17 protein-coding genes are annotated in these 20,879 nt (G+C 61.0%); 8 read left to right on the forward strand and 9 right to left on the reverse strand.

Annotated features, from left to right (window positions below; all coding sequences use genetic code 11):
• Window positions 1-24: 24 nt before the first annotated feature.
• Complete coding sequence (locus L8I05_RS11020) at window positions 25-258, forward strand: hypothetical protein (protein WP_159954907.1); 234 nt, start codon at window positions 25-27, stop codon at window positions 256-258.
• A gap of 195 nt (window positions 259-453) precedes the next feature.
• On the opposite strand, the gene sulA is transcribed toward L8I05_RS11020, so the two are convergent.
• Both sulA and lexA read right to left on the reverse strand, forming a co-directional pair.
• The gene (sulA, locus tag L8I05_RS11025; RefSeq protein WP_064451387.1) at window positions 454-927 is read right to left on the reverse strand and encodes an SOS-induced cell division inhibitor SulA; all 474 of its coding nucleotides are present in this window, start codon (window positions 925-927) and stop codon (window positions 454-456) included.
• 10 nt (window positions 928-937) lie between these two features.
• On the reverse strand, window positions 938-1,546 hold the full coding sequence (gene lexA, locus L8I05_RS11030) for a transcriptional repressor LexA (RefSeq protein WP_017137423.1): 609 nt from the start codon (window positions 1,544-1,546) through the stop codon (window positions 938-940).
• Window positions 1,547-1,809: 263 nt separating this feature from the next.
• On the opposite strand from lexA, the gene psrA reads away from it, so the two are divergent.
• Complete coding sequence (gene psrA / locus L8I05_RS11035; RefSeq protein WP_058419618.1) at window positions 1,810-2,517, forward strand: transcriptional regulator PsrA; 708 nt, start codon at window positions 1,810-1,812, stop codon at window positions 2,515-2,517.
• A 144-nt stretch (window positions 2,518-2,661) separates the two neighbouring features.
• On the forward strand, window positions 2,662-3,672 hold the full coding sequence (gene nagZ, locus L8I05_RS11040) for a beta-N-acetylhexosaminidase (RefSeq protein ID WP_242168909.1): 1,011 nt from the start codon (window positions 2,662-2,664) through the stop codon (window positions 3,670-3,672).
• Between the two features lie 101 nt (window positions 3,673-3,773).
• Here nagZ and L8I05_RS11045 read toward each other — a convergent pair whose 3' ends face one another.
• From L8I05_RS11045 to mfd, 3 genes are read right to left on the reverse strand one after another with little or no spacing between them, the layout of a single operon-like run.
• On the reverse strand, window positions 3,774-6,464 hold the full coding sequence (locus tag L8I05_RS11045) for a DEAD/DEAH box helicase (RefSeq protein WP_242168911.1): 2,691 nt from the start codon (window positions 6,462-6,464) through the stop codon (window positions 3,774-3,776).
• A gap of 9 nt (window positions 6,465-6,473) precedes the next feature.
• A complete protein-coding gene (locus L8I05_RS11050; protein WP_159954911.1) occupies window positions 6,474-7,043 on the reverse strand; it encodes a CsiV family protein in 570 nt (189 codons plus the stop codon).
• An 11-nt stretch (window positions 7,044-7,054) separates the two neighbouring features.
• Window positions 7,055-10,504 (reverse strand): transcription-repair coupling factor, encoded by a 3,450-nt coding sequence (gene mfd / locus L8I05_RS11055; protein ID WP_177016077.1) that lies wholly within the window; start codon window positions 10,502-10,504, stop codon window positions 7,055-7,057.
• A 340-nt stretch (window positions 10,505-10,844) separates the two neighbouring features.
• Between mfd and L8I05_RS11060 the strand changes: the two genes are divergently transcribed.
• On the forward strand, window positions 10,845-12,308 hold the full coding sequence (locus L8I05_RS11060) for a glyceraldehyde-3-phosphate dehydrogenase (RefSeq protein ID WP_159954913.1): 1,464 nt from the start codon (window positions 10,845-10,847) through the stop codon (window positions 12,306-12,308).
• Between the two features lie 160 nt (window positions 12,309-12,468).
• Here the strand turns inward: L8I05_RS11060 and L8I05_RS11065 are convergent, their stop codons facing one another.
• Together L8I05_RS11065 and L8I05_RS11070 are read right to left on the reverse strand one after the other, a co-directional pair.
• Window positions 12,469-13,770: an MFS transporter gene (locus L8I05_RS11065; RefSeq protein WP_242168913.1), complete on the reverse strand. Its 1,302-nt coding sequence runs from the start codon at window positions 13,768-13,770 to the stop codon at window positions 12,469-12,471.
• Between the two features lie 197 nt (window positions 13,771-13,967).
• Window positions 13,968-14,510, reverse strand: coding sequence for a chalcone isomerase family protein (locus L8I05_RS11070; RefSeq protein ID WP_242168915.1), 543 nt, complete (start codon window positions 14,508-14,510; stop codon window positions 13,968-13,970).
• Between the two features lie 234 nt (window positions 14,511-14,744).
• On the opposite strand from L8I05_RS11070, the gene sthA reads away from it, so the two are divergent.
• Window positions 14,745-16,139, forward strand: a complete 1,395-nt coding sequence (sthA, locus tag L8I05_RS11075) for a Si-specific NAD(P)(+) transhydrogenase (RefSeq protein ID WP_005786183.1) — start codon at window positions 14,745-14,747, stop codon at window positions 16,137-16,139.
• Between the two features lie 42 nt (window positions 16,140-16,181).
• Here the strand turns inward: sthA and L8I05_RS11080 are convergent, their stop codons facing one another.
• A complete protein-coding gene (locus L8I05_RS11080) occupies window positions 16,182-16,904 on the reverse strand; it encodes a glycerophosphodiester phosphodiesterase family protein (protein WP_159954916.1) in 723 nt (240 codons plus the stop codon).
• Window positions 16,905-16,948: 44 nt separating this feature from the next.
• Entirely contained in the window at window positions 16,949-17,533 is a 585-nt protein-coding gene (locus tag L8I05_RS11085; RefSeq protein ID WP_159954917.1) for a PilZ domain-containing protein, read from the reverse strand.
• Between the two features lie 94 nt (window positions 17,534-17,627).
• Here L8I05_RS11085 and L8I05_RS11090 point away from each other — a divergent pair, with 94 nt between their 5' ends.
• The 3 genes from L8I05_RS11090 to L8I05_RS11100 are packed head-to-tail and all read left to right on the forward strand — an operon-like array spanning window position 17,628 to window position 20,874.
• Window positions 17,628-18,878 carry a lipoprotein-releasing ABC transporter permease subunit gene (locus tag L8I05_RS11090; RefSeq protein ID WP_159954918.1) on the forward strand — a complete coding sequence of 417 codons (1,251 nt, stop codon included), beginning with the start codon at window positions 17,628-17,630 and terminating at the stop codon, window positions 18,876-18,878.
• Window positions 18,879-18,885: 7 nt separating this feature from the next.
• Window positions 18,886-19,569: a lipoprotein-releasing ABC transporter ATP-binding protein LolD gene (gene lolD, locus L8I05_RS11095; protein ID WP_017477213.1), complete on the forward strand. Its 684-nt coding sequence runs from the start codon at window positions 18,886-18,888 to the stop codon at window positions 19,567-19,569.
• A 60-nt stretch (window positions 19,570-19,629) separates the two neighbouring features.
• On the forward strand, window positions 19,630-20,874 hold the full coding sequence (locus tag L8I05_RS11100) for a lipoprotein-releasing ABC transporter permease subunit (RefSeq protein ID WP_242168918.1): 1,245 nt from the start codon (window positions 19,630-19,632) through the stop codon (window positions 20,872-20,874).
• The last annotated feature ends 5 nt before the right edge of the window (window positions 20,875-20,879 follow it).

The raw sequence follows: 20,879 nt of genomic DNA on the forward strand, positions 1-20,879 counted from the left end.
GCCTTTCGTGGAGAACAGACTTTTATGCCAACGTCCTTTCTGGAAATTGTTGAATTGCCTGACGGCCGAATCGAGCTACGCCGGGCTGAGGACGAGGGTTCTCTGGTTATCCTGGATTTTTCCGAAGACGCAAAAGCGTTCCTGCAAGGCCAGCACGTGGAAGTGGCAAAAGCCATGTTGAGCGTCGGTGTGCAGATGGCGGGTCGCCTGGCAGAAGGCGAGCCGGAGAAGGACGAGGGGCCGCGGGTTCTTCACTGATTTATTTCGCTAAGCGCGCTTTTTCGTAGTGAGCGTGCTTACTGTGGTGAGCGGGCTTGCCCCGCGTTGGGCTGCGAAGCGGCCCTAAATAGATTTAATGCGGTGTATCAGGTACTCCACGGTGCCTGGTTTTGGGGCTGCTTCGCAGCCCAACGCGGGGCAAGCCCGCTCGCCACAACAGCCTGCTACATTTCATTACCCCAAACGAATATTCAAACTCTGCGCATCGCCCGTACGTGCCGCGCTGATCAACTGTTGCTTGGCCGTAGCATTCAACGGATTCAACCAGCTCACCACCGTATGGCTACGCCCCAGGCGCAGCGCTTCGCAGGTCAACTGCTGAGCGCTTTGGGTGCCGCGTGGTTGCAGCAGCAGAATACGCTCGCGGTTGAGGCCGGCATCCCGCAACCAGGCCTGGGTCAGGCTGGCGGGCGGGGCGATCAGCGTCAGCCAGCGCGCATCCTGTTCTTCGCTCAATTCGCGCAGGATCGGCGCCAGCAGGCTCAGGCAGCTCCCCGCTGCACCGCGCAACGACAGTTCACTGAACGCCTCAGGTTCGGAGCCCCAAGGGGCCTCGACCGTTTCCTTGAGGATGGGCGCGAGGGGTTGGGCCATAAAGGCCTCGAACAGCGACAGTTGTGTGTGTTGTGGGGTGTGCACGAGCTGCATGGTGCCTCCTTTAGCGGCGAATGACGCCGACGCTCAAGCCTTCGATCACCAGGTCCTGATCTTTCAGGTTCACTTCAATCGGGGCGAACTCAGGGTTTTCGGCCATCAGCCAAACCTTGCTGCCTTCACGCTTGAAGCGTTTTACGGTGACTTCATCGCCGATACGGGCGACGACGATCTGGCCATTACGGGCTTCACGAGTGGTATGGACGGCCAGCAGGTCGCCATCAAAGATGCCCACGTCCTTCATGCTCATGCCGTGTACGCGCAACAGGTAGTCGGCACGGGGATGGAAGAAGGTCGGGTTGATGTTGCAGGACTCTTCGACGTGCTGCTGCGCCAGGATCGGCGCACCGGCGGCGACGCGGCCGATGATCGGCAGGGTCGATTCGTCGGCCTTGGCTTCGAAACCAGGGATGCGAATACCGCGTGAGGCACCGGGGGTCATTTCGATCGCGCCTTTGCGAGCGAGGGCCTTGAGGTGTTCTTCAGCGGCGTTGGGGGATTTGAACCCCAGTTCCAGCGCAATTTCCGCTCGCGTCGGCGGGTAGCCGTTGTCATCGAGGCAGCGCTTGATAAAAGCCAGAATCTCAGCTTGGCGTGGCGTCAGTTTTAGCATGTTGATCGCTCTGTCTTTTTATACAGTGACTGGGATTATATACAGTGAACTGCGCTTGGCAATCATCCTTTTCCGGCACTCCGCTGGACGGTCATTCGTCACCCGTCCCACGAGGCAGAGACAGCGCTGCCTACAGACCCGTAAGGATGTGATTAAATAGCGATGAAATAGATGACTGCCCGGCCGGAAAACGGACTCGCAGGCTTGACAAGACACACCCTGAAACGTATGTTTCAAACAAGTGTTTGTCAGGCGGAGTAGCCATGGCCCAGTCGGAAACCGTTGAACGCATTCTCGATGCTGCCGAGCAATTGTTCGCGGAAAAAGGATTTGCTGAAACTTCATTGCGGCTGATCACCAGCAAGGCTGGGGTCAACCTCGCTGCCGTGAACTACCATTTCGGCTCGAAAAAAGCCCTGATCCAGGCGGTGTTCTCGCGCTTCCTGGGGCCGTTCTGCGCCAGCCTCGACCGTGAGCTGGAGCGTCGCCAGACCAAGCCGGAAAACAAGCCAAGCCTGGAAGACCTGCTGGAAATCCTGGTTGAGCAAGCCCTGGTGGTTCAACCACGCAGCGGCAACGACCTGTCGATTTTCATGCGTTTGCTGGGCTTGGCCTTCAGCCAGAGCCAGGGCCACCTGCGACGTTACCTGGAAGACATGTACGGCAAGGTTTTCCGTCGCTACATGTTGCTGGTCAACGAAGCTGCCCCGCGTATTCCACCGATCGAACTGTTCTGGCGCGTGCACTTCATGCTCGGCGCTGCGGCATTCAGCATGTCCGGCATCAAGGCATTGCGTGCGATTGCCGAGACCGATTTCGGTGTCAACACCTCGATCGAACAGGTCATGCGCCTGATGGTGCCGTTCCTCGCCGCCGGCATGCGTGCCGAAACCGGCGTGACCGACCCGGCCATGGCGGCCGCGCAATTGCGCCCACGCAGCAAATCCACGCCGGCCGTCGCCAAGGCGTGACCGCCCTGGGTGTGCGCGGCCGCTTGCATCCGCTAAGCTAGCCGCCATGCCGATTTCAGCTATTTACTCGCAACCCGTTGTGCTCACTGCGCTTATTGCGCCAGGTGAGGGCAACGGGTTGTGTGCGTTATTTAAGGAAGGTTTATGACTGCTGCCCTGCAAGGTTCGTTAATGGTCGATGTGGCCGGTACTTGGCTGACGGCCGAGGATCGCCACCTGTTGCGCCAGCCTGAAGTGGGCGGCCTGATCATTTTTGCGCGCAATATCGAGCATCCACGCCAAGTGCGTGAATTGAGCGCCGCGATCCGCGCCGTGCGCCCGGACTTGCTGTTGGCCGTCGACCAGGAAGGCGGGCGTGTGCAGCGTTTGCGCCAGGGCTTTGTGCGCCTGCCGGCCATGCGCTTGTTGGCGGATAAGCCGAACGCCGAATACCTTGCCGAACAGTGCGGCTGGATCATGGCCACTGAAGTGCTGGCGGTCGGCCTGGACCTGAGCTTCGCCCCGGTGCTGGACCTGGATTACCAGCGCAGCGCGGTGGTCGGCACCCGCTCGTTCGAAGGCGACCCCGAGCGCGCCGCTGTGCTCGCCGGCGCCTTCATTCGCGGCATGAACAGCGCCGGCATGGCCGCTACGGGTAAACACTTCCCAGGCCACGGTTGGGCCGAGGCGGATTCCCACGTGGCGATTCCCAATGATGAACGCAGCCTGGAACAGATTCACGCCAATGACCTGGTGCCTTTCGCACGCCTGAGCAAGCAGTTGGCGGCGGTAATGCCTGCACACGTCATTTACCCGCAGGTGGACACCCAGCCGGCCGGCTTTTCGCGCCGCTGGCTGCAGGAGATTTTGCGTGGCGAGTTGCAGTTCGATGGGGTGATTTTCAGTGATGACCTGTCCATGGCCGGGGCGCATGTGGTCGGTGATGCGGCCAGCCGGATTGAAGCGGCGCTGACGGCCGGTTGCGATATGGGGCTGGTGTGTAACGATCGTGCGGCTGCTGAGCTGGCTCTTACAGCAGCGCAGCGCATGAAGGTCACACCGTCGGCGCGGATTGCGCGGATGCATGGGCAGGCGATTGCGTCTACGGACTACAAGCAGGATCCGCGCTGGCTGACGGCACTTACCGCCTTGCGGGATGCTCAGTTGATCGACTGATAACCGGGTAGCGCCCATCGCAGGCAAGCCAGCTCCCACATTTTGATGTGTGAACACATTCAAAGGTGGGAGCGGGCTTGCCCGCGATAGCGATCTGAAGGTCAGCGCTTCTCTTGCTTATTCGGCAACGGCGCAAACAACGCCTCGATATCCTCATTGCCCAACTGCCAATCCCCGGTCGTACGCCCATCCAGCACGCCCGCCGCCAGGTCGGATTTTTCCTTTTGCAGGTGCTGGATTTTCTCCTCCACTGTGCCCCGCGCAATCATCTTGTAGACGAACACCGGCTTCTCCTGCCCGATGCGATACGCGCGGTCAGTGGCCTGGTTTTCCGTGGCCGGGTTCCACCACGGGTCATAGTGAATCACCGTGTCGGCTTCGGTCAGGTTCAGGCCCACGCCGCCAGCCTTCAGGCTGATCAGAAAAATCTGCAGCTTGCCGCTCTGGAAGTCCTTCACCGGCGTGCGCCGGTCGCGGGTCTGGCCGGTCAGCAGCGCGTAGGCGACCCCGCGCTTCTGCAGTTCGGCTTCAATCAGGCTCAGCATCGAGGTGAACTGCGAGAACAGCAAAATCCGCCGCCCTTCGGCAAACAGCTCTTCGAGCATTTCCATCAGGCTGTCGAGTTTGCCCGAGCTGCTGCCGCGCGCGGGCAGGGTGGCGTCGTTGACCAGGCGCAGGTCGCAGCACACCTGGCGCAGCTTGAGCAGCGCTTCAAGAATAATGATCTGGCTGCGCGCCACGCCTTTGCGGGTGATTTCGTCGCGAACTTTTTTGTCCATGGCCAGGCGCATGGTTTCGTACACATCACGCTGGGCCTCGTTGAGGTCGACCCAATGGATGATCTCGGTCTTGGGCGGTAGCTCCGTCGCCACCTGCTCTTTGGTGCGGCGCAGCAGGAAGGGTTTGATCCGACCGTTGAGGTGCTGCAAGCGCACATCACTGGCGCGCTTTTCGATGGGCACGCGGTAATCGCGGTTGAAGCTTTTCACGTCGCCCAACCAGCCCGGCAGCAGGAAGTGGAACAGCGACCACAACTCGCCCAGGTGGTTTTCCAACGGTGTGCCACTCAGGCACAGGCGCTGGCGCGCATTCAGCTCGCGCGCGGCCTGGGCTGCCTTGCTGTTGGGGTTTTTGATGTACTGGGCTTCATCGAGGATCAGCACATGCAAGGGCAGGGCGGCGAGTTGCTCGATGTCTTTGGGCAGTAGCGCATACGTCGTCAGCAGCAGGTCGTAGTCCTGCAAATGGGCGAAGTGCTTTTTGCGTGTCGCACCATACAGCGCCAGCACCTTGAGCTGCGGGGTGAAGTGCGCCGCTTCGTCGAGCCAATTGGGAATCAGGCTGGTGGGCATCACCACCATGCACGGCCGATCCAGGCGCCCGGCGATTTTTTCGCTGAGAATATGCGCCAGGGTCTGCAGGGTTTTGCCCAGGCCCATGTCATCCGCAAGAATCCCGCCGACGTCGAGTTGGCGCAGCGACTGCATCCAGCTCAAGCCTTCCAGTTGGTACGGGCGCAAGGTCGCGTTCAAGCCCTCGGGCGCCACACAGCTGAAGTCCTTGATGTCACGCAGGCGCTGGGCGAAGTTGCGGATCTTCTCGCCGCCTTCCCATTGCAGCGGCAGGTCTTCCAGCGGGTTGAGGCGAATCGCGTCGGCCTTGGCCAGGCGCAACGTGGTGGTGCCGGATTCCTGCAGGTAAAACTCGCCAAGGGTGGCCAGCACCGGTTTCAATCGCCCATAAGGCAGCGCCACTTGCAGCGGGCCGTGGCCGTTGGGCAGGCCGGGGATGTTCACCAGGATCAGCTCTTCATCGCGGCGCCGGGCGAGTTTTTCCGGGTTGAGGATTTCGGTGTGGGAACGCATCAGGTTAAGCAGGATCGGCAACAGGCTCAGCCGCTCACCGTTGACGATGATCCCCAGTTCCAGGTCAAACCAATCGCGTTCCGGCCCTTCATCGACGGTGGCGTACCAGTCATCGACGGCGCTCAGGTCAAAGCCGAAATCCTCATCGATCTGCAGCTCCCAACCCTCGGCGCGCAAGGTCGGCGAGGCGTTGAGCGTGAAGTTCAGCCAGGCGCTGTCATTGACCATCTCGAACAATTCACCGGCACTCTCCGGCAGCGCCTTGCTCTGGCGCGTGGCGATCTTGAAGCCGAGCAGGCGCAGTTGCTCGCGGTACGGCTGCTCCAGCTCCGGGTGACGCTTGATGCGCAGGCTCTGGGTTTCCTGGCGCACGATGATGTCGGCGTTCTTTTGCCCGCTGACATAGTTGCCCAGGTAATTAAACGACAGTGCGGCGCGGTGCTGGATATAGCGCTGCATCTTGCCATTGCGCGGTTCAAACGCGCTGAACTCGACACTCGCCAGCCACAGGCGCGGCACTGGCCGCACATCCTCCATCACCACTTGTGGCAACACCACGCGGTTATCCAGCACGGCCTGGAGCTTCTCCAGCAGCTCGGCATCCTGCGCGGCTGCCGGGTAGGCCAGGGTTTCCTGGACCTTGAGCAGCACTGCCGCGATGTGTTTGCAGTTGGTGTGCACCGGGCAGGTACAGCGGCTGTCCACCAGGATCAGCGTGCCCTTGGCCGATTCGCGTAGCGAGATGGTCTGGCGGTAAACGTTGCCGCCCGAGCCTTCGCAGCTGGCAACAATGGTGCTGTCGCCGGACTCGACGATGCGCACACGGTTTTCCAGGGCATAGCGCCGCCCGCGCTCAAGGCTTTGCTCTTTGAAGCGATTGGCCCACGAAGGGGCCAGGGGTTTGGTCAACGACGACGTCAGGGGCATGGCGCTGGATCAGTCCTGAATGTCGGGCGGTGGTGCGCTGGGAGGTTTGGCGGTCAGCGAAGTGATCTTGATCAGCAGCGCCAGGTGGCCGCCGTCCAGGTAGTTGAGCTGGTTGTTCTTGGTGCGCACATCCTGCTGGCTCAGGTGTTCGCTGGCAACGACGCTGCCGTTGGCGTCGAACTGGTTGATGTAGAAGTCCGCGTCGATATCGGTAAAGCGCCCCAGTTGCAGGTTCAGCGTGCCTTCGATGGGGAATTGGCCAAATTGCTCCTGGCCGTCGCTGATGGCCAGCTTCACTGGCTGGTCGCCCAGGTTCTGGTCCCAGGCCCGGTGCAGCAGCACGGTGTAGCTGTTGTCGGCCTTGAGTTTGTCGACGATGTTGCCCAAGCGCGGCGGGCTCATTTTGTCGGTTGGCAGGCGTAAAGCGCCGGCGTCCCAGTTTTCCGGCGCCGCGCGGCTGTTGATCACCGGCTCGGCGTTCTGACGCACCAGGATCATTTCGATCAAGTACGGGCTGTCGGCAAACGCCGAAGGGGCAACGACCACCAACAACAAGCTCAAAATGCGGAACAGGCGCATTGGGGCGTCCTTCAAGCTGATTTCGGGATGAGGCGCTCAAACAGCGCCTCTAATGTATTAAAGCGTTCTTCGGCGCGTTCCATCGGCACCATGAATTTGAACAGCGTAGCCCCTTCGAACTTGTAGCGGTTGGGTTGGCCCTGAATCAGCTTGATCAGCACCAGTGGGTCCACCGGCGTTTGCGCTTCGAACTCGATGCGCCCGCCCTGCGGCCCGGCGTCGACCTTCTTGATGCCCAGCTGCTCGGCCTGCAATTTGAGCAGGGTCAGGCGCACCAGGTTCTTGGTCGGTTCGGGCAACAGGCCGAAGCGGTCGATCATCTCGACTTGCAGGTCCTTGAGGCCTTCTTCGTCGGTGGCCGAGGCGATGCGCTTGTACAGGATCAGCCGCGCATGCACATCCGGCAGGTAGTCTTCGGGAATCAACGCCGGCAAGCGCAGGTTGATTTCCGGGCCGCCGCCCAAGGGTTGATCGAGGTTCGGTTGTTCGCCTTTGCGGATGGCTTTGACCGCGCGCTCGAGCATCTCCATATACAGGGTGAAACCCACCGCCTGGATCTGCCCGCTCTGGCCATCGCCGAGCAGTTCGCCGGCGCCACGGATTTCCAGGTCGTTGGTGGCCAGTACAAAACCGGCACCGAGGTCCTGGGTGTTGGCGATGGCTTCCAGGCGCTTTTCAGCATCGCCGGTAATCTGCTGGCGCGGTGGCGTCAGCAAGTAGGCATAGGCCTGGTGGTGACTGCGCCCGACCCGGCCGCGCAATTGGTGCAGTTGCGCCAGGCCGAACTTGTCGGCGCGCTCGATAATAATGGTGTTGGCGCTCGGCACGTCGATGCCGGTCTCGATGATGGTCGAGGCGATCAGCACGTTGAAGCGCTTGTGGTAGAAGTCGCTCATCACCTGTTCGAGTTCGCGCTCGCGCATCTGCCCGTGGCCGATGGCGATACGCGCTTCCGGCACCAGCTCGGCGAGGTCGGCGGCGCATTTCTCGATGGTCTTCACGTCGTTGTGCAGGTAATACACCTGGCCGCCGCGCAGCAGTTCGCGCAGCAATGCCTCTTTGACCGTGCTTTTGTTCTGCTCCATCACGAAGGTGCGCACCGACAAGCGCCGCGCTGGGGGCGTGGCGATGATCGACAGATCGCGCATGCCCGACACGGCCATGTTCAACGTCCGCGGAATCGGCGTGGCGGTGAGCGTGAGGATATCGACCTCGCTGCGCAGCGCTTTGAGCTGTTCTTTCTGGCGCACGCCAAAGCGGTGTTCTTCGTCGATGATCACCAGGCCCAGGTTCTTGATCTTCACGTCGTCCGACAGCAGCTTGTGCGTGCCGATCACGATGTCGATCTTGCCTTCGGCCAGGTCGGCCACGGCGGCATTCACTTCCTTGGCGGACTTGAAGCGGCTCATCACCTCCACAGTCACCGGCCAGTCGGCGAAGCGGTCGCGGAAGCTGTTGTAGTGCTGCTGGGCGAGCAGGGTGGTGGGCACCAGAATCGCCACTTGCTTGCCACCGTGCACGGCAATGAAGGCGGCGCGCATGGCCACTTCGGTTTTGCCGAAGCCCACGTCGCCGCACACCAGACGGTCCATCGGCTTGGGCGCGAGCATGTCGGCGCGCACGGCTTCGATGGTAGTTTGCTGGTCCGGGGTTTCCTCAAAGGCAAAACCGGCGCTGAAGGTGGCGTAGTCGGCTTTCGGGTCGGCGAAGGCATAACCCTCGCGGGCTGCGCGACGGGCATAGATGTCGAGCAATTCGGCGGCCACATCGCGCACCTGTTCGGCGGCTTTGCGCTTGGCCTTCTGCCAGGTCTCGGAGCCCAGGCGGTGCAACGGCGCCAGGGCGTCGTCGCTGCCGGTGTAGCGCGCGATCAGGTGCAGGCTGGCCACGGGCACGTAAAGTTTGGCGCCCTCGGCGTATTCCATGGTGAGGAATTCGGCGGCCTGGTTGTCGATTTCCAGGGTTTGCAGGCCGAGGTAGCGGCCCACACCGTGGTCGATATGCACCACCGGCGCACCTTCGCGCAGCTCGGTGAGGTTTTTGATCACCGCGTCGTTATTGGCGTCGGCACGTTTTTCACGGCGACGGCGCTGCATCACGCGCTGGCCGAACAGCGGGCTCTCGGCGATCAGCGCCAAGGCCGGGTCATCCAGCAGCAAGCCTTCGTCGAGCGGCGCGATGGTGATCGCCAAGCGCTCTTTGCTCTTCACGAAATCCGGCCAGCTGTCGACGGTTTTCGGGCGCAGCTTCAGGCGTTCCAGCAACTCCAGCAGTACTTCGCGGCGGCCGGCGGATTCGGCGGTAAACAGCACGCGGCCGGGGAAGTCGCCGAGGAAGTTGGACAACGCTTCCAGCGGCTGCGTGGCTTTGGCCTGGATCGCCAGGTCGGGCAGCGTGCCCGCCGGGAAGCGCTCGCGGCCGCTGCCGGCGTCCACGTCCTGTTGGCTGGCGACCACGCGCGGCCAGTTTTTCAGGCGGGCGAAGCAGTCTTCCACCGGCAGGAACAGCTCGGCAGGCGGCAATAACGGCCGGGAGGGATCGACGCGGCGCTCTTCATAGCGGTTGCGCACGTCGTTCCAGAAGTTTTCCGCCGCTTGCTCGATGCCTGGCAGCGAGAACACTTGGGTGTCTTGCGGCAGGTAGTCGAACAGCGTGGAGGTTTCGTCGAAGAACAACGGCAGGTAGTACTCGATACCCGCCGGTGTAATCCCGCTGCTCAAATCCTGAAAGATCGGGCAGCGGCGGAAGTCGACGTCGAAGCGTTCGCGAAAGCGTGCCTTGAAGCGTGTGACGGCGTCTTTTTGCAGCGGGAATTCCCGCGCCGGCAGCAGCTTGATCGACTCGACTTTATCAATCGAGCGCTGGTTCTCCGGGTCGAAGGTGCGCAGGGTTTCGATTTCGTCGTCGAACAGGTCGATGCGGTACGGCAACTTGCTGCCCATCGGGAACAGGTCGATCAACGCCCCGCGCACGGCGAACTCGCCGTGTTCGTACACCGTGTCGACGCAGCGGTAGCCACTGGCTTCCAGGCGCGTGCGCATCTGTTCCACATCGAGCTTCTGGCCGATATCCAGCACCAGGCTGCTGCCCAGCAGGAACTTGGTCGGCGCCAGGCGATGCAAGGCCGTGGTGATCGGCACCACCAGCACGCCATGAGCCAGTTCCGGCAAGCGGTAGAGGCTGGCGATGCGCTGGGAAATGATGTCCTGGTGCGGCGAGAACAAGTCGTAGGGCAGGGTTTCCCAGTCGGGAAAATGCAGCACCGGCAAATCGGGGGCGAAGAAGCTCAGCTCCTGCTCCAGCCGCTCGGCGCTTTGGCTGTCGGCGGTGAGCAGCAGGGTAAAGCGCTTGGCTGCGCTGGCAGCCTCGGCAATCGCCAGGCTGAGGGCGGCACCGGGCAGGTTGCCCCAGTGCTGTTTACCTGCCGCAGCAGGGAGAAGCGGTAGACGCAGAACGGGCACGGAAGGTTGAGCTCCAAGCGTTGCGACAAAGTCGGTAATTGTAACGGCCCGAGGTGCCGCCTGTCAGTTGCTGACTGAGCCTATTACGGTTTGTAGGAAATGTAGTGGCTAAGACAAACAATGGCGTGTTTTGACTCAATATGTAGTGCCATTTTGTGCGGATGTTTCGGAGGGTTACGGACAAGTCGGCGTCGTCGCTCAACTAGTGGCCTTCTGGAACCCGCGTGTTTCCTGGCCTGTAGCGGGGTGGTATTTTTTTGCAAGTGCTTTTTGTTGGGGTTGGCGCATTGCTCAACGTGCGGTCGGACGACATAATGTAGCCCCTTTTTTCTGCCCCTACATGTGGAAGGTTCCCGTGACTCAGAAGCCCGACCAGTGTCTTGGTGAATGGATCGACCGTGAAGCACTCGCTGAAGCGATGATTCCGCTTATCGGTCAGCTGTACCGCAATAACAATGTGGTGAGCTCGATCTATGGCCGCAGCCTGATCAACCAATCAGTCATCGCGATTCTCAAAGCCCACCGCTTTGCTCGCCATCGCTCCGCCGACGACAGCGAACTCTCCGTCCACGAAACATTCCCTCTGCTTAAAGCCATGAGCGAGCTCAAGCTCGGCGCGGCCTCGGTAGACCTGGGCAAGCTGGCTTACAAATTCCGCAAAGAAGGTGCCGGCCGCAGCGCCGAGCAGTTCGTGCGTGAAGAGATGGCCGATGTGGTTGGCCAGCAAAACGCCGCTGCCCGCAAAGGCACCGACGTTGTGCTCTACGGCTTCGGTCGTATCGGCCGCCTGCTGGCGCGCATCCTGATCGAAAAAACCGGTGGCGGCGACGGCCTGCGCCTGCGTGCCATCGTGGTGCGCAAAGGCGCCGAAAACGACCTGACCAAACGCGCCAGCCTGCTGCGCCGCGACTCGGTACACGGCCCGTTCAACGGCACCATCGTCATCGACGAAGAAAACAACACCATCACCGCCAACGGTAACCTGATCCAGGTGATCTACGCGAAGAACCCGACTGAGGTGGATTACACCCAGTACGGCATCAAGGACGCCCTGCTGGTGGACAACACCGGCGTATGGCGTGATGCCGAAGGCCTGGGCCAGCACCTGGCCTGCCCAGGTATCGACCGCGTTGTGCTGACTGCGCCTGGCAAAGGCAAGCTGAAGAACATCGTTCACGGCATCAACCACGGCGAAATCACCGCTGACGACAAGATCGTGTCGGCCGCGTCCTGCACCACCAACGCCATCGTGCCGGTGCTGAAGGCTGTGAATGACAAGTTCGGCATTGTTAACGGTCACGTTGAAACCGTTCACTCGTACACCAACGACCAGAACCTGATCGACAACTTCCACAAGGGCGATCGCCGTGGCCGTAGCGCCGCGTTGAACATGGTCATCACCGAGACCGGTGCTGCCACTGCTGCTGCCAAGGCCCTGCCTGAGCTGGCCGGCAAGCTGACCGGTAACGCGATCCGCGTTCCTACGCCAAACGTGTCGATGGCCATTCTCAACCTGAACCTTGAGAAAGCCGCCACTCGCGAAGAAATGAACGAGTACCTGCGCTACATGGCGCTGCACTCCGACCTGCATAAGCAGATCGACTTCGTTAACTCGCAGGAAGTGGTGTCCACTGACTTCGTGGGCTCGCGCCACGCCGGTGTGGTGGACGCCGAGGCGACCATCACCCAGGACAACCGCGTTGTACTCTACGTTTGGTACGACAACGAGTTCGGTTACAGCTGCCAGGTGGTTCGTGTGATGGAAGACATGGCCGGGGTTAACCCGCCTGCGTTCCCGCGCTAAGCCTTTGCGGTAAATGAAAAGCCCCGACTGGTTCGGGGCTTTTTTATGGCTGCTGTTTTTGTGGTGAATGATCGGGCCTCATCGCGGGCAAGCCCGGCTCCCACAGTTTTGATGTGTGAATACAGTCAAATGTGGGAGCTGGCTTGCCTGCGATAGCAATCTATAAGGCACCCCCAACCACTGAGGCCTGCGCCGTGCGCAGTTCATGCCGATTGCCCTTGAACAGCACCAAAGTAGCAATCAACCCCAGAATCGCCGCCCCGCTGAGCCAAATGCCCGGCGCCGCCTTGTTATCCAGCACATGAATCAGATAGGTACAGGCCGCCGGCGTAAACCCGCCAAACGTCGCCGTCGCCAGGCTGTAGGCCAGTGAGAAACCGGTAGTACGCACTTCCACCGGCATGATCTCGGTGAGCGCCACCACCATCGCGCCGTTGTACGAGCCGTAGAGGAACGACAGCCACAACAGCACCATCAGCAAATGGCTGAAGCTCGGGTTCGCCACCAGCCACGACAACGCCGGATACGCGGTAAGAATCGCCAGAATCGTCGCACCGAGCAGTAGCGGTTTACGCCCGATCTTGTCGGACACCGCGCCCATCACCGGCAGCCAGATGAAGTTGGAGATGCCTACGCACACGGTCACCAGCAGCGCGTCGAAGTCGGACAGGTGCAGTTCGGCTTTGCCGAAGGTCGGGGTGTAGGCGGTGATCAGGTAGAAGGACACGGTGGTCATCACCACCAGCGCCATGCCGGCGATGACGATGCCGAAGTTCTGACCGATCGAGCGTACGATTTCCTGCAGGGTAGGGCGATGTTTACGCGCCTGGAACTCAGGGGTTTCTTCGAGCGAGCGGCGAATCACGAAGATCACCGGCACGATCAGGCAACCGATCAGGAACGGCACGCGCCAGCCCCAGTCACCCATTTCTTCCGGGCTGAGCCAGTGGTTCAGGCCCACGCCGAGCAAACCGGCGAACACCACGGCGGCCTGTTGGCTGGCGGACTGCCAACTGACGAAGAAGCCCTTGCGGCCGGGCGTGGCGATTTCCGCCAGGTACACCGACACGCCGCCAAGCTCGACGCCCGCGGAGAAACCTTGCAACAGACGACCCAAAAGCACCAGCAGCGGCGCCGCGACGCCCAAGGTCGCGTAACCGGGCACGCAGGCGATCAAGACCGTGCCGGCAGCCATCAAGGCGAGGGTGATGACCAGGCCTTTCTTACGGCCATGACGGTCGATGTAGGCACCGAGGAAAATCGCGCCCAGTGGACGCATCAGGAAGCCGGCGCCGAAGGTCGCCAGGGACAGCATCAAGGAAGCAAAGGCACTGTCGGTGGGAAAGAAGGTTTTGGCGATGGCCGTGGCGTAGAAGCCATAGACCATGAAGTCGAACATCTCGAGGAAGTTACCGCTGACAACGCGAAAAATCGCCCTGCCTTTGCCCGTAGAAGTGGACATGTCATTCACTCATTTTGGCTATCTTATTAGTGATCCCTGGTCATCACTCGTCCTTGCTGCGCTTTTGTAACCATATGTGTATTGGCCACTACCCGCAATAGGAACTGATAGCTAGCTGACTAAATGCGCAGGTGCTGAGAACGATGAAAATCCAATGTGGGAGCAGGCAAGCCAGCTCCCACAGGATTTTGTGTTGATCATTTAAGGAGGGAGTTGCGCAAGCTATCGGACAAGCCCTTCGGCGCCAGCCAGATACCGAGATAGGCTTTCGCCAATTCCTCATCGCGGCTGCTGAACACCACCTTGTCGTTGATCTCCAGGTTCAAGCCGCGCCCAGGGCGAACGTCGAGGGCATAGCGATCGCCGCTGCGGATATCGCGGAAACTGGCATGCAGCCGATCCAGTTCCGGCTTCAAGCGGGCGAGGGCGGCGCTGGTTTGCTGGCGCTCCAGGGCGGTGGTGGCGGCCTTGATCACATCGCTACGGTCGATGTCGCGAAAGTAATACAGCGACAGGCGCAAATCCTTCTGCTGGTCCCACGCCTGTTTCGCGCGCATGTCAGCCGGTGCGTACAGCGCGGCGGCATACACATCGGCCCAGAGATAGACCAGCACCGCCTGGTTTTTCAGCACCAGTTGATGAGACTGCGCGGGGAAACCGGCCTGCTTGAGCCGATCAGCCTCACTGGCCAGCACCGCAACGGAAAAAATCATCATTAAACAGAAAACCACATGCCGCATAATGGCTCGTCCTGCAAAGGTGCGTGTCAGTAGTGTAATGCCAGTTTCCTGCTTCTGTAGTAAAGGCAAGACTGGCCTACGACGCGACCAAGGGTTAATGTTCGCGGCGTTGAGCCTTATATAGACTGTGCCCCGGCTCACACACTTGAGCCAAATTGTCCTTCATGCCCGCTGGCCGCGGCATGATTTAGCCAGGCGTCCAACCGTACGCCTGGCCTGTTCTGAGGAGTACGCATGGCTGTCTACAACTACGACGTGGTGGTACTGGGTTCCGGCCCGGCTGGAGAAGGTGCGGCGATGAACGCCGCCAAAGCGGGGCGCAAGGTGGCGATGGTCGATAGCCGTCGCCAAGTCGGCGGTAACTGCACCCACCTGGGGACCATCCCGTCCAAGGCCTTGCGTCACTCGGTGCGCCAGATCATGCAGTTCAACACCAACCCGATGTTCCGGGCCATTGGTGAGCCGCGCTGGTTCTCGTTCCCGGACGTGTTGAAAAGCGCCGAAAAAGTTATCTCCAAGCAAGTCGCCTCGCGTACCGGCTACTACGCCCGTAACCGCGTCGACCTGTTCTTCGGCACCGGCAGCTTCGCCGACGAGCAAACCGTCGAAGTGGTCTGCGCCAACGGCGTGGTCGAGAAGCTGGTGGCCAAGCACATCATCATCGCCACCGGTTCGCGCCCGTATCGCCCGGCGGATATCGATTTCCACCACCCGCGTATCTACGATAGCGACACCATCCTGAGCCTGGGCCACACCCCGCGCAAACTGATCATCTACGGCGCCGGCGTGATCGGCTGTGAATACGCCTCGATCTTCAGCGGCCTGGGTGTATTGGTGGAGCTGGTGGATAACCGTGACCAGTTGCTGAGCTTCCTCGACTCGGAAATTTCCCAGGCGTTGAGCTACCACTTCAGCAACAACAACATCACCGTGCGCCACAATGAAGAGTACGAGCGCGTCGAAGGCCTGGACAACGGTGTGATCCTGCACCTCAAGTCCGGCAAGAAGATCAAGGCCGACGCCTTGCTGTGGTGCAACGGCCGTACCGGCAACACCGACAAGCTGGGCATGGAAAACATCGGCGTCAAGGTCAACAGCCGTGGCCAGATCGAAGTCGACGAGAACTACCGCACCTGCGTGACCAACATCTACGGCGCCGGTGACGTGATCGGCTGGCCAAGCCTGGCCAGTGCCGCGCATGACCAGGGCCGTTCGGCGGCAGGCAGCATTGTCGACAACGGCAGCTGGCGTTATGTGAACGACGTGCCGACCGGCATCTACACGATTCCGGAGATCAGCTCGATCGGCAAGAACGAGCACGAACTGACCAAGGCCAAGGTGCCTTACGAAGTCGGCAAGGCGTTCTTCAAGAGCATGGCGCGTGCGCAGATCGCCGGTGAGCCGCAAGGCATGCTGAAGATTCTGTTCCACCGCGAGACCCTGGAAGTCCTCGGCGTGCATTGCTTCGGCTACCAGGCCTCGGAGATCGTGCACATCGGCCAGGCGATCATGAACCAGCCGGGCGAGCAAAATACCCTCAAGTATTTTGTGAACACCACGTTCAACTACCCGACCATGGCCGAAGCCTATCGGGTCGCGGCCTACGACGGCCTCAACCGGCTTTTTTGAGCGGCTCCGGCCGGTGGCCTGAGCCGGCCGGGGAGACCGATTTCAGTAATTCTCGAGGGTGGCAGTGGCCAAACCGGGAAAGTCTGTAATCAGGCTATCTACGCCGAAGTCGGCGAGCCTGCGCATCAGCGCGGGTTCGTTGACTGTCCACACGGACACGTGCAAACCCTGGCGCTGGGCTTTTTCCAGACGCTCGGGGGTGCACAGCGTCCAGTTCAATGCCAGGTATTCACAGCCGTAGTTCTGCGCGACCTTCAGCGGGTCGAGCCAGGCGTATTCGGCAACCAGGCCGCGTGACAGGTCCGGGGTGAGTTCCACCGCCGCTTTCAAGACTTCCCGCGAACTTGAGGTCACGGTGACCTTGTCCATCAGGCCATGACGCACAGCCATTTCACGAATTGCCAGTACGGTCGTCGCGGCGCGGGTGCGCGAAGCGCTTTTGACTTCCAGTTGCCAGTGGTCGAAATCGCATTTTTCGAACAGCTCTTCCAGGCGTGGGATCGGGCATGGCTGTACCCAACCTGGGCCGCCTTTGCGTGCGTCCATCTTCACCAGGTCGGCCGCCGAGTATTCGACGACTTTGCCGCGCCGGTCGGTGGTGCGTTTCAGGGTCGGGTCGTGGATCACCATCAACTCGCCGTCCATCGACAGGTGCAAATCCAGTTCGCAGCGGCGTACGCCGTGCTTGAGGCATTCCTGGAAGCTGGTCAGGGTGTTTTCCGGTGCTTCGCCTTTGGCACCGCGGTGGCCGTAAATCAGGGTCACAGTTGCTCCTTTGCGCCAGATAGCCCGGCGGGGTCATACGAAATTCAGGTGTCTTGGGCGTCGCTCTGTTCCCGCGCCAGGCGTCGTTCCTGGGCTTGTTTCTGCAGGATGTAGCGCGCCAGCAATTGGCGCTGGGCATCGGTCATGGACTCGAATTCCGTGCCCACATCAAAGCCGTCGCCCTTGGCATCGCAATGCGTCACGCGGGCACGCAGCAGCAAGCCGAGCGCCTGGGGCATCAATACCAGCTTGACTGCCAGGTGTGTGTCGGGCGCCAGCGGCGTTGGGTGCTGGAAGTCGATACCGCCTTCGGACAGGATTACCGGCTGCGGCGCACCCACCTCATCGAGCAGGCCGCGCGCCATGATCTGGCTGAGCAGGTCCACGCGTTTGTTCTGGACTTTGAGGAAGGCGGCCAGGCTGCGATCCTTCTCGTTGATCTGGCGCAGCAGGTGCTGGGCTTCGAATTCGCTGAGGTGCAATTCGCTGAGTAGATTGAATAGCGGCGAATCATCCAGCAACACTTCCTTGCTCGCCGCTTCGGGGGCGGAGAGGGTGCTGATTTGAAGTGCGATCATGTCGTCGATACGGTAGTATTCGCGGCGTTCTTCTTCATCTAATGTCGACATGGCGAACCCAAAGTAGCGGTAATGGTCTGAGTGTAAAGCTGCTTACCTGACCCCGCCACCGGGACGTCTTCTTTTCCTCCGAACAAGCCCCGACATGTTCAGACCTCTCTTCGTATTTATCGGCACGCGTTATACCCGTGCAAAGCGTCGCAATCATTTTGTGTCGTTCATTTCCTTGACCTCGATTATCGGGCTCGCCTTGGGCGTGGTCGTGATGATCGTGGTGCTGTCGGTGATGAATGGCTTCGATCATGAGATGCGCACCCGCGTGCTGGGCATGGTGCCCCACGCGACCATCGAGGGCGATTCGCCCATCAGCGACTGGCCTAGCCTGGCCGACAAGGTCAAGCAGAACCCCAAGGTGGTGGCCGTTGCGCCGTTTACCCAGATGCAGGGGCTGCTGACCAACGACGGCAAGGTGCAGAAAATCCTGCTCAATGGCATCGACCCGGCCCAGGAACGCAACGTCTCGATCATCGACAAGTTCATGCTGCAGGGCAAACTCGACGATCTGGCGCCCGGCAGCTTCGGCATCGTGATCGGCGACAAGGCTGCGGCCAAGCTCGGCGTGGGCGTCGGCGACAAGCTGACCTTCGTCGCGCCGGAAGTCACCGTGACCCCGGCCGGCATGTTCCCGCGCATGAAGCGCTTTACCGTGGTCGGCACCTTCCATGTCGGCGCCGGCGAGATCGACGGCTACCTCGGCCTGACCAACCTCACCGACCTGGCCCGCCTGCATCGCTGGAAGCCGGATCAGGTGCAGGGCCTGCGCCTCAAGTTCAGCGACCTGTTTGACGCACCGCGTACCGCGTGGGAAATCGCCCAGCACCTGGGTGAATCGCAGTACTACGCCCGCGACTGGACCCGCACCCACGGCAACCTCTACCAGGCCATCCGCATGGAAAAAGCCATGATCGGCCTGCTGTTGCTGCTGATTGTCGCCGTCGCCGCCTTCAACATCATTTCCACGCTGGTGATGGTGGTGAACGACAAGAAGGGCGATATCGCCATCCTGCGTACCCTGGGCGCCACGCCGGGGCAGATCATGGCGATCTTCATGGTGCAGGGCACCGTGATCGGCGTGGTCGGCACCTTGATCGGCACCGCGGTCGGCATTCTCGCCGCGCTGAATGTCAGCGCCGCCATTGCCGCGCTGGAAAAAGTCATCGGCCACAAATTTCTCAACGCCGACGTCTACTTCATCGACTACTTGCCGTCCCAGGTTCAGGCCCAGGACGTGTTGATGGTGGGCGGCGCTGCGTTGCTCCTGAGTTTCCTTGCCACCCTGTATCCAGCCTGGCGCGCGGCACGTACCCAGCCAGCACAGGCCTTACGTTATGAGTGAATCGGGCATGAGTGAAAAAGCAATCTTGAGCTGCCGCAACCTGGGCAAATCCTACGAGGAAGGCCCGGAATCCGTGGTGGTGCTGTCCAACCTGCAGCTTGAACTTCATCCCGGCGAGCGCGTGGCGATCGTCGGCAGTTCCGGTTCCGGCAAAAGTACCTTGCTCAACCTGTTGGGCGGCCTGGATACGCCGTCCCAGGGCAGCGTGTGGCTGGCCGGTGAAGAGCTTTCGGCCCTCGGTGAGAAGGCACGTGGCCAACTGCGTAACCGCTCGCTGGGCTTTGTGTACCAGTTCCACCACTTGCTGCCGGAATTCACCGCGCTGGAAAACGTGTGCATGCCGCTGCTGATCGGCAAAACCGCGATCCCGGAAGCGCGCCAGCGTGCCAAGGCGTTGCTGGAACGCGTCGGCCTCGGCCATCGCCTGGAGCACAAACCGGCCGAACTGTCCGGCGGCGAGCGCCAGCGTGTGGCCATCGCCCGTGCCCTGGTCAACAACCCAGGCCTGGTGATGCTCGACGAGCCCACCGGCAACCTCGACTCCCACACCGCCCAGGGCATCAAGGACTTGATGCTGGAACTGAGCACCCAGATGCGCACCGCGTTCCTGGTGGTCACCCATGACATGAGCATGGCCCGCCAGATGGACCGTGTGTTGCACCTGCAGGAAGGTCACTTGGTCGCCATCTGACCCGTTTCAAGCCCGGCGCCTGGCGCTGGGCTTTTTCATTTTTTTAAACGGTGCCCGCGAATGTTCAGACCGTTATCGATTTTCATCGGCACGCGCTATACCCGCGCCAAGCGCCGCAACCGTTTTGTTTCGTTTATCTCGATGACCTCGATGATCGGCCTCGCCCTGGGCGTGTTGGCTATGATCGTGGTGCTGTCGGTGATGAACGGCTTTCAGCGTGAGATGAGCTCGCGCATCCTCGGCATGGTGCCTCACGCCACCATCGTCGGCGTGAACCCGATTGACGACTGGCAGCCCGTGGCCGCTGCGGCGATGAAGAACCCGCAAGTCACCGCTGCAGTGCCGTTCACGCAGATGGACGGCATGTTCTCCTACAAGGGCGCGATGCAGCCGATCGAAATCAGTGGCGTTGACCCGTCCCAGGAAGGCAAGGTCTCGATCGTGGCCCAGCACATCGTACGCGGCAAACTGGAAGACCTGAAAGCCGGCGAATTCGGCGTGGTCATCGGCGACATCACCGCACGGCGTTTCCGCCTGAACGTGGGCGACAAGCTGACCCTGATCGTGCCGGAAATCAGCAGCGCACCGGGCGGCATCACCCCACGCATGCAGCGTTTGAACGTGGTCGGTATCTTCAAGGTTGGCGCCGAGCTGGATGGCTCCATGGCCCTGATCAACATGGCCGACGCCGCTGAAATACAGCATTGGCAGCCGAACCAAGTGCAAAGCGTGCGCCTGGCGGTGAAAGACCTGTACGCAGCGCCCAAGGTCTCGGCGGATATCGCCGCCAGCCTGGGCACGGCCTACAAGCCGGACGACTGGACCCACACCCAGGGCAGCCTGTTCAGCGCGATGAAGATGGAAAAGACCATGATCGGCCTGCTGTTGCTGATGATCGTCGCCGTCGCCGCGTTCAACATCATCGCCACCTTGATCATGGTGGTGAACGACAAGGGCGCTGACATCGCGATCCTGCGCACTATCGGCGCTACGCCGCGGCAGATCATGGCGATCTTCATGGTGCAGGGCACGGTAATCGGCGTTGTTGGCACCCTGATCGGCGGCGTGCTGGGCGTGATCGCGGCGCTGAACGTGAGTGAACTGGTGGGCTGGCTGGAGCGCGTGAGCGGGCAGCATATCTTCAGTTCGGACGTGTATTTCGTCAGCAACCTGCCTTCGGAACTGCAGGGCGGCGATGTGCTGCTGATTTGCACGGCCGGGTTTGTGTTGAGCTTTTTGGCGACGATCTACCCGGCGTATCGGGCGGCGAAGATTGAGCCGGCGCATGCCCTCAGGTATTCGTAAGGTCT

Origin of the sequence: Pseudomonas sp. MONT-RG-20F-20-E-7-02 (assembly GCF_022662395.1) — a bacterium.
Taxonomy (GTDB): domain Bacteria; phylum Pseudomonadota; class Gammaproteobacteria; order Pseudomonadales; family Pseudomonadaceae; genus Aquipseudomonas.